Below are 13,296 nucleotides of genomic sequence, written 5' to 3' on the forward strand. Positions count from 1 at the left end.
TATATTGAAGAAAAACAGCCCCCGCAAGGAAATGATCGTTAACTTTTTTTAACTTAGCCTTGCGCGTATTTTATTCATCGTAAATCTCGCGATGGGCTTAAGCATCCATACTTCGATTCGAAACGTGATGCCGACATTTCTAAACCTGCGCCGCAAATTTGCTCCGGCTCCACAGCCACATCGGCGTATGAATGTCGATCGGGCACAGCCCGCTGCCCTGCAGCAGCTCTTCCCATCTGGAAGCCGCAAGCTCCCTTGCCTTCGGGCCGGCCGCTTCCTCCTCCGTCAGGATCCCGAGTTTGGCGCTGGATTGAAGGACATGGGTGTCGGGCGCCACCGTAATGCATTCCCGATCCGGAAAGTCAGCATCCGTGTACTGTTCCATCACGTACAACCAGTAGTTCATGATTTTGTCGCCGCCCAGATAGGGGAAGCTTTTTTTATGCTGCATCATATGCTGCTTGATCCGGCGGACGGAATTCCCGTTTTGGCGGAAAAGGTTCCGCAAGTCCCCGTCCAGCTGATCCATGATCGTGACGCACAGCGTCCGCCAGACGGCGGGCTGCTTGTTCGGTTAAAGCGCGACCTTATGTTTCAGCAGCTTTTCCCGCAGCTCCTCCGCGTCCATGGCAGCGGCCGCCGCCGGATCAAACACGTCCATCGTGTCCGGATCGTTAAACGTCCGGTGAGCGCTCTCCCAAAGCGCATACGAATTCCGCTGGTAATTCAGCGCCATCGGCAGCGTAAAATAATGATAGCTTGCCGCCGAAGACGGCTCCAGGGGCGGGTGTTCGTCCTCGGGCATTTTCTCGCCGCCAAGCTTCCCCTGTTGATGAAGCAAAATTAATTCCGTTATATCCCGCAAAATATCGTCCCTGCTCCGCAGCATGCGTCCTTGGCTCCTCTCAAAACGGCGTTCCCTTTTTGCCCGTCAGCAGCGGCAGCAGCAAATACAGCCCGTAAGCAAACGCCATCCAAATGACGAAGGCCAGCAGCTGTTCATCGGACAACCCCGCAAAAAAGACGCCCTTGTTCCATATCACAAACGTGTCCAGGATTAAACCGACGGCGCTGCCCACCACGCCAAGCCGTATGGCCGCGTAGGGACTCGGATCGAGTCGGCGAAAAAGGACAAATACGACGTACAGCACGACGCCTGTCGCGACCTCCAGCAAAAGAAACGGCGGCAAAAAGTGTTGCCGGTACGGGCTGACCAGCACCAGCGGTCCGAAAAAGACGAAAAACAGCGTCGCCCCCAGCCAAACCAGCAGCGAAAACAGCAGCGTCAGCCCCATCTTTTCAGAAAACATGCCAAAAGCTCCTTTCCACACGGAATTGTCCAAAACTATTCGGGTTTTGCTTCCCGCAGCAAACGCTCAAAAAATCGGCCGAGTTCGGTAAACACTTTATCCCGGTCCAGCGCGGGAGAAACCAGGCTTTGCACGGCCAAGCCGTCAAAGATGGCGTTAATGACGACGGCCCACACCTCGAACGACATGCCCATAAGACGATCATCCGCATCGCCTGTTCCGGATTCGGCTTCCTGACGGCCGCGGCGCGTAGTTTCGCCGTTCGGCGGATCCGTTTTCGGTCGGTCCCCGCTTCCGGAAGTTTCGCTTGAAGGCGGCGGATTTTCCGCGCCCGCAAGGTGCCGCAGCCGATCCGCAAGCACCCCGTTTTCGAACGAAATCAGGGCGCCCAGCTCCTTTCTCGTTTCTTCATGTTTCAGGCTGAACACGACAAGCGATAGAAACAAGCGGTGAAAAAAGGAATCGGGCCCTCCCCGTTCTTTTGCCGATCCCAGCGCCTCCGACACGACAAACTCCTTGGTCTGCAAAGCAGAGAACTCATTCCATGAGCGTTCGCAAACATCTTTGACGACGTCCAGCATCAGCCGGTCTTTGGTTTGGAAATGGTAATACACCGTTCCTTGCGTGACGCCGATGCGTTCCGCCACCATTTTTAAGGTCAATTTCTCCAAGCCCTGTTCCACGATGCATTGTTTGGCCGCTTCGATCAGTTCCTGCTTGGAAACAACATTCGGTTTAGCCATGTATATGCTCTCCTTTTCCTAGAGTTAGTCATTCGACTAACTCACTAACAATATATACCATTCGCCGGGAAAAAGTAAAGACGGATTTTAACCAAAGTTGACCGGAAGTCCAAACGGAACATGCCAAAAGGCTCGTAAACAGCTACAAAAGCCGTTTGCGAGCCTTATTCCGATCGAAGCGGCCAACAGGACTCGAAGCCTGAAGCCCGATAGCAATCTTACAACAACTCAAAGGTAAAGTCCGGTATACCCGCCGCCACAGGTTCAAACGTTGGTTCAATGTAGCCCAGTTCCAGCACAGAAACGATCCTCTCGTCTTTTTGAACACCCAAACGCCCCGCATAAGCTCCGTCGTAAATCCAGTCATTCATCGTCACCCGGACATGAAGGCCGCCCTCCTGCGCAAGCAGACGAAAATTTTGCATAAGACAGCTGGCCGCCCCAAAATCTTCTTCCCTTTTATGAAGGTCAGGATCTTCTTTGATGACCAATACCAGATAGGCTGGAGCCTGATCCTGCAACCCGGACATGAGGCCTGCGCTGCCGGAACCGATGTATATGAACCGCCAAGGCTCCCGCATGCCGTCGTTTGGAGCCCATACGGCAACATTCAATAAGTCCAGCACATAACTTTCGGAAACGGGTTCATCGCTGTAGCTTAGTAAACGGCCCCCCTTGGAACCGCTCTTGGCATCATTCAACAGGTCCCTCTCCTCCCGATAAAACGGTCCATTTCTTTTCCGCTCGCGTCCTTGCCCTGGCTTTCGGAATTTTGTCGAAGTATCCGAGGTGAAAAATGCCGACAAGCCTTTCTTCGGGGCTCATTTTGAGCAGATGGAACAATTCCTTGCTCTGCATCATCGGTTCCGTGTCCCACAGCGCTCCAAGCCGCCGCTGCCAGGCAAGAAGCTGAAAATTTTGCATGATCCCGCAAACCGCCGCATAATTCATGTCGCTTTCCCTCCTGTCCGGACCTGTGACAGCAATGACGGCAAGATGGCCCGGTATATCGGTGACCCTTCTCCGAACGAAATCCCTCACTTTCTCCGGAAGCCATTTGACCAGCCTGTTCTTTGTCAAAGGCTCCAGCATGCAGGCAGCCAGACGTTCCCTGGAATCAGCCGTTCCCGCGTACACGCAACGAAAAGCTGCTGCTTCCCCGGCCGAATACAGCTGCCGCGCTTCGCGGAGCAATGTGAACACCAGCTCCTGATCCACGGGGGAAGGATGAAACCTGCGGATGCTTCTGCGCTCCCGGATCGTCTCCCTGAAATCCATTTATTGTCCCCCCCGCAGTTTCGATTTCAAGCCGCGCATATCCATGATTTCAAGCGTTCGCGGATGAACGGTAAGCGCGCGCGAAAACGGCGTGGTGCTTTTTAAACGTTCCGGAATGCAGACATTGACGCCGGCTAAAGCCAGCTCTCCTGCCAGCATCATGCCAACGGGTCCTCCGCCGATCAGTATCACATCATAATCCATCGAAATGACCTCTTTTCTAAAACCCGAACCTGGGAGATGAAAGCGACAAAAGCCAACCTCGTCAGGCCATGGATGGATCCATCGGCGTTTCCACCGCTGTCCTTAACGAAAGAAGTCCACCAGATCTCCAAACAGCCGCTTTATAAAATCAAGTTCGGATTCGCTGTATTTATTCAAAAACTCGTACATCCGCTGCTGTTCCTTGTGATGAAGTTCATCATGGACGGCAAAAAGCTTTTTCCCGGCCGTCGTTAGCCGGAAATACACTTCTTTTTTGTTGTCGTTGAGCTGTGTCTTGCGCACCCAGCCTGCGTTCATTAACTTATTGGTAATTTTCGAGGTGTTCCCTTTGCTTAGATTCATCTTTTCGGCGATCGAAGTGACATTAATCGGCTCCTGTTCCCCAATGCATGCGATGGTGTGCAGCTCCGTCATGTTTAGGGTGGATTCCACTTCGATCGTTTTCCGGAGTTCTTCTAGAAAAACGGCGGTTTCCCGGGTCTCATATTGTTCCTTTTGCTCAAGGAATCGAATGAAATTGTCATGGATCGCGATTTTGACCATCTGGTTCGTATTCATGATTCGGCAAGCTCCTCGATTCATTTTTTTCTCATTATATCCAAAATTAGTTTCATTGGAAACAATATGAGCAAAACGAAGGGATTTTAGCCTTGAATGAAACGGTTAATTCAGTTTTTCAGGCCATTTATAACCTCCTTAAATCATTCATTATTGTTTCCCGGGAATAAATATAAACATCTTTCATTACGGGAATCATAGCCACAACCAAAAAATATTTATTCATATGAAACAATATTATTTTAAGTTTTGTTTTTTTTCTTGTCAACTCGTGCTTGGGATGCGAAATGGCTAGACCGAATGCCGGCAGCTAATAAAACTGCTGTTGTTCAAACTCTCCGATACTAGGCATTCGATATCCGTTAGCCGCTTTCGAGCCGTCACCCATCGAATCATCCACGGTTTATCGGGCAGCGAAAAAAAGGCTCGCAAACTGCTAAAATAGCAATCTGCAAGCAAGTTCGGCGGGTCGCCCGTAAACCATGCAAAACGCTTCCGTAAATGCGGCTTTTTGTCAGCCCTTCAGGACTGCTCTCAAGCCGGCGGCGGTTTGCGGCAGCTCTTTTTTCATCGATTGACGCATAAAAAATTCGGCTACCTTCGGAACGTTGCCAACTTGAATGGTGAAATGAACGCGGCAGGATTTTTCCGAAACCGGTTCAATGCGGTAGCTTTCGCGAAAGGATTGTTTTTCATCGGGAGCCGTCTCCAAGGTCAGCAGCTGATCCTGAACAAGCTCGGTTACGACCATGTTTTTTTCGCTTTTAAAGCCTGAATATTTTCCGCTCTCAAAATATCGGGTGCCAAGCTGCGCCGGTCCTTCAGGCGTCACGCGAGTCTCCAGAATGCCTTTAATCCAGGAATCCCGCCCCTTCAAGTCCATGAGACGCGAAAAAACGCCGGATGCAGGATCGTCGTAGGTCTCAACATGCTCAAATGTAAGCACAGACATCTTCCTTTCCTTCATGAGTATTGGGTTTAGCGAAAGAGGATTGTCGATAAGACATCCTTTAACGTTTGTTCCATTTCTTCTTGGTCCGCTTCGGCGGCCTTGCTCCGCCATCCGATGTAACCATCCGGCCGCACGAGGACAGCCCCCGTCGGGGTGATTCCGTAAGCGTCAAGAAAATCGTTCCCGGGATTGCCAATATCGCCTTCATAACCGCCGATCCGATAGATATCCATCGGCAGATGGAGCGCAGCTTGGGCAACTTGAGCGGCCTCCAGCCAGCTTTGTCCGCCAGGGCCGACGAGCAGAACGAACCGGGAACCAAATAAATCCAAGGAGGAAACGGTATGACCGTCCCGTTCCAGAACGATGTGCGCCGCCCGGGTCCCCGGCTGTCCCGTCCACAACTCCGGCGACTGGGCATAAGGGAGGTTTTGCCCGTCTGCCTCCGGTACGATTGCGCCCTCCGGGTAACGATAACCCATATTGACATGCAGGGTATTTACCGTAATTCCCTCCGAGCCCTCATGCTGGCGCTGCTGGGACAGCCTGACGACCTGCTCTGTCGTGTAATCCGCGACGGGACGCCGCTCAGCATCGTAAGTGGCAAGCAGATCCGGTCCGGCTTCCCCGCGCAAGACGGCGGCCAGCTTCCAGGCGAGGTTTTGGGCCTCGGCGATGCCGGTATTGCCTCCCAACCCGCCGCTTGGTGGCTGAACCCGCGCCGAATCGCCGACCAAAAACACCCGGCCATCTTGAAAACGATCGGCGACCCGGGCGGCCATTTCCCAAGTCAATACCTTTTTGATCGTAACGGGAATGTCCGGAATTCCGATGGCTGCCCGAATCAGCTCCACACAGCGTTCCTCCGGATAATCTTCCATCGTTTCTTCCTCCGGATCATAGATCACGTCCACTCTGTAGATGTCAGGTCTCCTTAACGTACCGGGGTATAACACAAGGCTTCCGCTTGTCGTATCGTTGGCGAAAAAACACATATGCGCGTTTTGGCCTGCAAACAATTCTTGAATATCCGCATCGAAAACCATGCTGACCAAATGGCAGAGCGTTCCTTCCCCATGCTGGCCGATGCCTAATTTCGCGCGGATCCCGCTCTTGCTTCCATCGGCTCCAACCATATACTTGGCCCGAACGGTGCGCTTTTCGCCGCTGATTCGATCGCAAATAACGGCCGTGACGCCTTCCCCGTCGGTTTCAAACCCGATCAGCTCCGTGTTGTATCGCAGACGGGCGCCGGCTTGCTCGGCCTGTTCCCGGAGAACCGGCTCAAGCAGATCCTGCGCAATGCCATTGCCTTCAACAGGACTCAGATCCGTAAAGTATGCACTCATATCCTCCATGAGATTATCAAACATTTGTCCGGCCAAGCTCTCTACGAACATGACGCCGAAATCCCGGGGAAACGGGGGCTCTTCGCGGCGAATTTCTTTCTCGATTCCGGCCGCGCGGAATATTTCCATCGTTCGGGCCGTCAGGCTCGAAACGCGCGGGTGGATGGCCGTTCCCGGATGGCGCTCGACCACTAACGGCTTTATTCCCTGGCGGGCCAGAAAAAGGGAGATGGAGAGCCCCACCAGGCTTCCTCCGACAACGAGGACAGGGACCGTTTCATCAACGGCTGATAAGTTATTCAAGCCTTTATTCATCCAAGATCCGTCCTTTCGGATAAAATTGGTTTCATTCAAAACCGTGATCAAAACGCCGGGCGATCTCGCGGAGTTCTTTCATGCTCCATTTCAGCTTTCCGGTTTGGATATCCGCGATAACGGATTGAAGCCATGCGATTTCAGCCGAAAACAGCGCTTGTTGATATTCCGACTCAAGCAAAAACAAGCGCGGCAGACCCATCGATGATTCTGTTTGGTACTGATCCTCGAACCGGGCGAATGTGTTTTCAAGTGCGCTTACTCTTTTTTTGAACAGCGATACGACCTCTTCAGGCGTTAGCAAAGCCAGAAAAGAAACCGCAGCGGGGAACTCCAAAAATTCCTGCGCCGGTGTGGAGATCATTTCCCGAATCCATGCATAGGCGGCACTCCGGCCTAAATCCGTGATTTCGTAAACAACTAAATCCGGCTTCCCTTCATTCTTTTTCTTTCCTTGGATCGCAATGGCGTTGTCCCGATGCAGCCGGTCAATCGTTTGGTAAATGCTCGTTCGGTGGCGAACGTTAATGACTTCCTCTTTCCCCCTCTTTTTAATGAGCTGCTGCATACGGTAAGGATGCATGGGCTCCTCAATAAGAAAACAAAGGATGGCTAATGCGACAGGCGACTTTTTTATCATGTTGTTTTTCATAGTCATAATATTAGTATTAATAATATGACGTGTCAACAGGAAAAGAATACATTTTCCAAATTCGCATTATCCCCTCCTGTGCCGATCCCGATTACGCAAAAAAAAGCTCCTGAATCGCCGCAAAGACGAACTCAAGAGCTTTTTCGTTATAAAGTTAAAGCTGCATTAAGATCTGTCCAAAACTTGATCCAACCAGTTAAACATGCGATGATTAGCCAATTTTAACGCTCCAAAATGGCAATGTTCTTCAGCCGAATCCTCTGCAGTAAATTTCATGTACGTTTTAGGCCCCGTTAAAGATTTGTACAACCGTTCGGGTTGGCCTGCAAAGGCGTGGTCATGTTCCGCTTCGCAAACGAGTACCGGGCACTTGATTTGCTCAGCAACGCCTTCTAAGGTAAAAGGCTCTGTTTTCTGCACGAGCTCCTCCAGATTATCTGCCAAGAAAGTAAACTGCCCATTTTCAATTCCCCAACGGACGGCTGTATTTCGGGCCAAAACCGACGCTATTATATCCTCCATCTCCGGTGAACTTAGATCGGATTCGCCCCTTGCTTTTACACCTAATTCCTCTGCCATCGACCCCACTTGGAAGGAGAATAAACCGTCATTTGCTATGCATGCAGCAAGCCTGTGCTCATAAGCAGCCGCGCGCGGAGCCAAATACCCCCCTAAACTAATACCCATTAACGCGATTTTGTCGGAGATGATTTCCGGACGCTGGATCAGGTAATCGACCACCGGAGTTATGACGGCCTCCCAGTCATGTCTGAATGGAATTCGCTGCTCGCGTATAACGGCTCCCTGCCCCGGGCCCTCGAATACCAAGCAATGATAACCTCTTTCTAACGCGGAAATCACGACTTGGAAATAAAGCTCTTCCGCAGTGGAATCATATCCACCGTGAACAATGAGAACAGGAGCGGGCTGATTCCCGGCTAAATACAAATAACCCGGCAGCTCCGTATCTTTATAAGGAATGGCAACGATCTCCCAATGATGATCAAGTAAAGTAAGCGCCTGTCTGAATGTACTCCGGCTCAAGCTCCAAGTTTCCATAATCCGTTTGTCATCCGGATGGCCGTGGAGGAAAAATTCGGCAGTACGATAGTAATTCGATGCTCGCAAGTAGAAATCTCTCGCGCTGGTTGTATTCCCCTGCTTGCTGCTTTCATCACCTTCCCGATGAACCCTGATTGCTGTCTTCAGCCATTCTTCATACCAACTTTCAAAATTGCCTTCTTCGATTCGATAGGCAGTAGACAGGCATTCCCCCACGTCCGCTCCGCCAAAAGCAGCATAGCCCATTGTTCGAAGTAATTCGAATGAAAACGTCTGATCATTGAAAATAAGTTTCACAATATCCACTCTCCACTATTATGTTATTTTTAACCTATGTGAATGTTAACCATATAAATTCTTTGTGTCAATATAATTTTATGTTATTATTAACCTAATGATCTGAAGGACAGTATGTACGTGTGTTTGAGAAAGGAGAACTTCATGAATAATATCCAATATACGTTATTAGGATTATTGGCACGCGAACCATTAAGCGGTTATGAAATGAAGCAGCAGATCAACAACCGAATTGCACACTTCTACAAAATTAACAACAATCAGCTTTACCCTTCTTTGTCTAAATTGGAGGATGCCGGATTCATCGAATTGCAAGCCATTGAACAAGATTCTTATCGTCCGCCTCGAAAAATATACAGAATCACGACTAGCGGCATCGACGCTTTAAAAGCTTGGGTGCTGGAGCTTCCGGAGGTTGGTGATCATGATACTTTTCTGTTGAAGCAGTACAGCGGTTGGTTGGTCAGTCCTGATGCTTTGATTGGACTTATAGAGAAGAATAAAGAACAGCATGAACGCACGCTGGAGGATTATAAGGAGAGAATATCTTCTTTTCAAGAACAGGACCCTGGCGTTCACGATCCCTTGTTCTCTACCATTTCCGTTATTGAAATGGGGATCGTCATCGAAGAAGCAAGCATCGTCTGGTGCAATAGAATGCTTGATGTATTAAGACGTACACTTGCCAATGGAAAAGAGACCTAGTACCGGGGCAAAAGTTTGCAATCGAATTATGGCAAAAACGATTTCGTTCCATTTTTGATACGGAGTAATGAAACGAGGGGTGTTCCAAACATCTGTTTTCCAAATCTTTTTGGGGCACCCCCGTTGAACCTACTCATTTTAATATTCCTCGGTCAAGTCATTAGATATCGATATCAAATCCCCAAGACGCAAAAAAGTTCTTGAATCGTCCAAGGACAAATTCAAGAGCTTTTTTAGTTGATGCGGTCGAGAGGACTCGAACCTCCACGGGGGGTTAGCCCACACGGACTTGAATCGCGTATGGGACCGAACTGCTCAGCTGCCTGCCTGATCATGAACCATATGCATGAAAACAGGCGCCTGCTAGCCTCTAGCCAGCAGGCGTCTGTTTTGGCGTATGGGAATGTTGGCTTAGCAGTTCCTCTGCCCCCGGCTTGGCCGTCAGTTTATTATAACCTAGAAGTTATCAGCGTCTGTCCCATACTGAATTAATTTTAGTTTCTTTGCCACACTTTGGGATGCGAAATTGTCCACGAAGTAGCATCAGTTCCTTTTTTTTGTTTCTTAGCTTGATGGGCACGTGGTACTACCCCATTTAACGAGGAAATAACAGCCCTCAGGGCTTCCTAGTAGGAAGACCTGAGGGCGCTATCGAACTCAATCTAGAATTATAGGTTGAAAAAGTCGCTCCGCTTTAACAGGCATCTACCCTTTAACCTGGCATCAACTGAAAGCTCATGTACGGTCAGAGCTGATTGATCAGCGCCTCTCGCAGACGGTCGTAAGTCGGTGCAAGCTCCCGCAGCACAGAGGCTGTGGTCGCATCTTCGCCGACAACCAGCAGGTACTGAAGCAAGCCGATCAGCTTCGCCTGCTCGGCCGCGATTTGAGAGGCTTGGCCATGGCCAACCCGAGCCAAACATGTGGCGGCGTCAGCAACTCGCCGTGTGCCCACCCGAATTAAGAAGTGGATTAAATCGTCACGAAGCTCAGAATCACAACCAGCCTCGATTCGTTCGGCCAATCGTTCGGCAGCATCGCCGTTGCCAAGACTACCTGCCGGTAAATCATGACTACCGTCCATTGATAACCAGCGGATTGCCGCAGGTATTGACGCACGGATGATTTCCTCCTCCGGAACATCCCGCACCTGCCGAAATGCCGTGCGCATTGTGAACGGAGAACCGTAATCTATCGTTTCCGCCCGCCATGCGTCCATAAAGTCATCCAAAGGCAATGAAGCATAGGGGTAACCTTGCGGGTCATGCATCAGCACACGACCGCCGTCCACAGCGAGCACTACCAGATAGTGATCCGCTCCGATTGCCCCGTTCTTTCCCGGCTGGTACCGTAGATGACCCATCTCAACGGGGCCGACCAAGGCAGGACCATTCTCAAGTGCGGCTTCGAGATGGGAGAGGGCGTCATCCGCATCCTTGCCGTTCACGACCTCCGCTGTGAAACCCATGACGGCAAGAGCATGGTCGATCGTGGCTTCCGGCGTCCACCCATAAGGATCGAAGAACGGTAAGGTTCCTCCGATCAGTTGCATACCAAACGGGCTACTTGTGGCGAATTCGATGACCGCCGTCCGGGGCGAGCGCTCGCCCAACATCATCGCGATTGAATTCGTATAGCAGTAAGGACCTGAGCCGATGTAGGGGAAGTGAAGATCGGTCTTCCAAGTTTTCATAGTCTGATACAACCTCCTTTTACAGATTTCTTTTTACATGACCGGTATCCAAATCTCAGCGTAATGATCAGGGGCTGCCGGATAATGGTCCGGATAGAACTCAAGCTCTACAGGACCGGCTTGGGTGTAGCCGACGGACGGAAACCATTCGCCGTATATTTGTGTCCACGTTCTCCGGAAAGCGTATGGCAGTGGTCCGGTCACCCCAAATACAGCCCATCGGAAGGAAGGGACTTCGATCCTCTTAAGATCTTCCGGCGGGGGCCCAACATATTCCGTGGCCACCCAATAGTCCATCATAAGTCCGGCATCCCGTTCAGGGCCAGTTACGCCGATACCCAGGACACCTGTGAGTTTGCCATTGTTCAACTGGAACAGCCGGTCGCATAAACCGCTGGCGTTCACCTCGTCCCATAGCGCGGGAATCCGCTCCTCACTTGCGCCGTCCTCCAACGAAATTTTTCGCCAGATGCCTACCGCTTGAAACGCTTCTCTCTCCACCATACGGACATTGAGCGGCTCGGTACCTCCTACATTCACCTGGATCGTAAGACGGTTGTAAGCGACCAGCGTGCCGCGCGCTTTCGCTTCGCTCGGGGGCAGTCCGTGCTGCCTGCGAAAAGCTTTGGCGAACGCTTCGGGCGAGTCATAGCCGTATTTGGCAGCTAGATCGACGATTTTAATATTGGCTCTCAACAATTCGTAAGCAGCCAGTGTAAGCCGACGCCGCCGGATATATTCCCCCACCGTAACACCGGTCATTACAGCGAATGTCCGCTGGAAATGAAACGGCGACATCTTCGCTTGTTTTGCAATCTGTTCAACGGTTACAGGCTCCATTAAACGGCTTTCGATAAAATCGATCGCCGTCTGCAAAGACTCGATCCCTTTCATCAGTATCCCTCCTGCGCTTAGCATACCAGGCTTCCAAAAGAAAATCCTGTCCGGTTATGCCCGGTTTGGACAGATTTTCGCCAATCTCAATGTCCTGCGCTCCGTTCCCCGAATCCCAGTTTGGCGATTTTCCATAAAAGCATTCCCGCTAATAAAGAAAGAGATATCAGAAGCAAAAAATGAGCGGAGCACCATGGTAGGTTAGTTTTAAATGAGCAGGAAGTACCGGCAACGAACTATTAGGAACACACTCGGTTCAAAAGATGGATGGGGAGTACAATGAAATTGTCACTGATCTGAAGATTCTGACTCAAACTATTAAATGGGCTATAATCTGTTAAAATCAATCTCTTCGTATCTACAAGAAAGGAGTATTCCATCCATGAAGAAAAAGTCTCTAAGGTTTATACCTTTTGGATATGGATACTCTACTGCTGTTTTTTTCTAGAATTCATTTTACTGGTAATTTAAAATGGAAAATGCAAAAATAATTAGGAAAAACCCAGCAGAGATGTATAAAGAGCGGGAAAAATCACGAGGAAAAGTCGGGTACACTGGCTTTACGGTAGAACAACTGTATTCTGATTTTTTACAAGAAACTCCTAAAATCGGATATTGGTTGGACACCTCAGAACAGTCGCCTGAGCAATCGGTTGCATGATATATTACTACACTTTCGAAAACATGAATAAATCACGACTTTTACGAATACGTTTTGAAAACATTTAAGCTGTCAACGAGCACCGTACAGCATTTCCATGCTTATATTCGGCAAGCCCTGCAACATGCGTTCAAGATGGACTTGATTCTGACCAATCCGGCAGATAAAGTAGAACATCCCAAATAGAATTGCTTTGTCGGCAGCTTCTACAACGACCAGGAACTCAATGACCTTTTTGAAAACGGGCGATCCAGTTGAATTAGCCGTTCCGGTCTCATACGAAGGCAAACAAATTACAATGAGTTGTGCTAGCCTATTGCTCGCAAACGACGTAAGCATGAAGGAAATTCAAGAGTGGCTCGGCCACGGTCATTTCTCCACTACAGCAAATATCTACGCTCATTTAGATTACAGTTCCAAGCTTTCTTCTGCCCAGTTGAGACTCCCACGACTAAAGCCGCAAACTGACACCTTCGGTATCATTGGGATTCTTGGGTGGTAGTCGGTCGTGCATTTCTGCTAACCGTAGTTCCCCCAAGTTCAGGGCTGTCTCATCAGCCCGTCCTAAGACAGTGCATATAGCATCTTAGGCTGACAGACTG

At 50.0% G+C, this 13,296-nt stretch carries 14 protein-coding genes and 1 pseudogene; 1 reads left to right on the forward strand and 14 read right to left on the reverse strand.

Annotated elements, in window-relative coordinates; genetic code table 11:
- Nucleotides 1-139 precede the first annotated feature (139 nt).
- The 12 genes and pseudogenes from RJP21_RS28030 to RJP21_RS28080 form a co-directional block, all read right to left on the reverse strand.
- Nucleotides 140-529 (reverse strand): hypothetical protein, encoded by a 390-nt coding sequence (locus RJP21_RS28030; RefSeq protein WP_310862189.1) that lies wholly within the window; start codon nt 527-529, stop codon nt 140-142.
- Between the two features lie 45 nt (nt 530-574).
- Nucleotides 575-889, reverse strand: a complete 315-nt coding sequence (locus RJP21_RS28035) for a hypothetical protein (protein WP_310862190.1) — start codon at nt 887-889, stop codon at nt 575-577.
- A 16-nt stretch (nt 890-905) separates the two neighbouring features.
- Complete coding sequence (locus tag RJP21_RS28040; protein WP_310862191.1) at nt 906-1,310, reverse strand: hypothetical protein; 405 nt, start codon at nt 1,308-1,310, stop codon at nt 906-908.
- Nucleotides 1,311-1,345: 35 nt separating this feature from the next.
- Nucleotides 1,346-2,053, reverse strand: coding sequence for a TetR/AcrR family transcriptional regulator (locus tag RJP21_RS28045; protein WP_310862192.1), 708 nt, complete (start codon nt 2,051-2,053; stop codon nt 1,346-1,348).
- Between the two features lie 218 nt (nt 2,054-2,271).
- Complete coding sequence (locus RJP21_RS28050) at nt 2,272-2,754, reverse strand: nitroreductase family protein (RefSeq protein ID WP_310862193.1); 483 nt, start codon at nt 2,752-2,754, stop codon at nt 2,272-2,274.
- Nucleotides 2,747-3,331: a nitroreductase family protein gene (locus RJP21_RS28055; protein ID WP_397386298.1), complete on the reverse strand. Its 585-nt coding sequence runs from the start codon at nt 3,329-3,331 to the stop codon at nt 2,747-2,749. The genes RJP21_RS28050 and RJP21_RS28055 overlap by 8 nt, the downstream gene beginning before the upstream one ends.
- A gap of 15 nt (nt 3,332-3,346) precedes the next feature.
- Nucleotides 3,347-3,535: pseudogene (locus RJP21_RS31375) on the reverse strand (FAD-dependent monooxygenase); the annotation flags it as partial.
- Nucleotides 3,536-3,637: 102 nt separating this feature from the next.
- Nucleotides 3,638-4,114: a MarR family transcriptional regulator gene (locus RJP21_RS28060; protein WP_310862194.1), complete on the reverse strand. Its 477-nt coding sequence runs from the start codon at nt 4,112-4,114 to the stop codon at nt 3,638-3,640.
- 514 nt (nt 4,115-4,628) lie between these two features.
- Nucleotides 4,629-5,066 carry an SRPBCC family protein gene (locus RJP21_RS28065; RefSeq protein ID WP_310862195.1) on the reverse strand — a complete coding sequence of 146 codons (438 nt, stop codon included), beginning with the start codon at nt 5,064-5,066 and terminating at the stop codon, nt 4,629-4,631.
- A gap of 26 nt (nt 5,067-5,092) precedes the next feature.
- On the reverse strand, nt 5,093-6,718 hold the full coding sequence (locus RJP21_RS28070) for an FAD-dependent monooxygenase (protein WP_310862196.1): 1,626 nt from the start codon (nt 6,716-6,718) through the stop codon (nt 5,093-5,095).
- A 43-nt stretch (nt 6,719-6,761) separates the two neighbouring features.
- Nucleotides 6,762-7,388 carry a PadR family transcriptional regulator gene (locus tag RJP21_RS28075; protein WP_310862197.1) on the reverse strand — a complete coding sequence of 209 codons (627 nt, stop codon included), beginning with the start codon at nt 7,386-7,388 and terminating at the stop codon, nt 6,762-6,764.
- A gap of 159 nt (nt 7,389-7,547) precedes the next feature.
- Nucleotides 7,548-8,741 (reverse strand): alpha/beta hydrolase family protein, encoded by a 1,194-nt coding sequence (locus RJP21_RS28080; RefSeq protein WP_310862198.1) that lies wholly within the window; start codon nt 8,739-8,741, stop codon nt 7,548-7,550.
- 144 nt (nt 8,742-8,885) lie between these two features.
- On the opposite strand from RJP21_RS28080, the gene RJP21_RS28085 reads away from it, so the two are divergent.
- Nucleotides 8,886-9,446, forward strand: coding sequence for a PadR family transcriptional regulator (locus tag RJP21_RS28085; protein ID WP_310862199.1), 561 nt, complete (start codon nt 8,886-8,888; stop codon nt 9,444-9,446).
- A 745-nt stretch (nt 9,447-10,191) separates the two neighbouring features.
- Here RJP21_RS28085 and RJP21_RS28090 read toward each other — a convergent pair.
- Both RJP21_RS28090 and RJP21_RS28095 read right to left on the reverse strand, forming a co-directional pair.
- Nucleotides 10,192-11,139: a hypothetical protein gene (locus RJP21_RS28090; RefSeq protein WP_310862200.1), complete on the reverse strand. Its 948-nt coding sequence runs from the start codon at nt 11,137-11,139 to the stop codon at nt 10,192-10,194.
- A 33-nt stretch (nt 11,140-11,172) separates the two neighbouring features.
- Complete coding sequence (locus RJP21_RS28095; protein WP_310862201.1) at nt 11,173-12,033, reverse strand: AraC family transcriptional regulator; 861 nt, start codon at nt 12,031-12,033, stop codon at nt 11,173-11,175.
- Between the last annotated feature and the right edge of the window lie 1,263 nt (nt 12,034-13,296).

The organism is Paenibacillus sp. VCA1, from assembly GCF_031583795.1.
GTDB classification, from domain to species: Bacteria; Bacillota; Bacilli; order Paenibacillales; family Paenibacillaceae; genus Paenibacillus_AQ; species Paenibacillus_AQ albilobatus.

Coding starts and splice junctions, on each gene's coding strand:
- RJP21_RS28065 (WP_310862195.1), bottom strand. CDS start 5,066: ATGTCTGTGCTTACATTTGAGCATGTTGAGACCTACGACGATCCTGCA.
- RJP21_RS28030 (WP_310862189.1), bottom strand. CDS start 529: ATGGATCAGCTGGACGGGGACTTGCGGAACCTTTTCCGCCAAAACGGG.
- RJP21_RS28035 (WP_310862190.1), bottom strand. CDS start 889: ATGCTGCGGAGCAGGGACGATATTTTGCGGGATATAACGGAATTAATT.
- RJP21_RS28055 (WP_397386298.1), bottom strand. CDS start 3,331: ATGGATTTCAGGGAGACGATCCGGGAGCGCAGAAGCATCCGCAGGTTT.
- RJP21_RS28085 (WP_310862199.1), top strand. CDS start 8,886: ATGAATAATATCCAATATACGTTATTAGGATTATTGGCACGCGAACCA.
- RJP21_RS28075 (WP_310862197.1), bottom strand. CDS start 7,388: ATGACTATGAAAAACAACATGATAAAAAAGTCGCCTGTCGCATTAGCC.
- RJP21_RS28095 (WP_310862201.1), bottom strand. CDS start 12,033: ATGAAAGGGATCGAGTCTTTGCAGACGGCGATCGATTTTATCGAAAGC.
- RJP21_RS28040 (WP_310862191.1), bottom strand. CDS start 1,310: ATGTTTTCTGAAAAGATGGGGCTGACGCTGCTGTTTTCGCTGCTGGTT.
- RJP21_RS28090 (WP_310862200.1), bottom strand. CDS start 11,139: ATGAAAACTTGGAAGACCGATCTTCACTTCCCCTACATCGGCTCAGGT.
- RJP21_RS28060 (WP_310862194.1), bottom strand. CDS start 4,114: ATGAATACGAACCAGATGGTCAAAATCGCGATCCATGACAATTTCATT.
- RJP21_RS28045 (WP_310862192.1), bottom strand. CDS start 2,053: ATGGCTAAACCGAATGTTGTTTCCAAGCAGGAACTGATCGAAGCGGCC.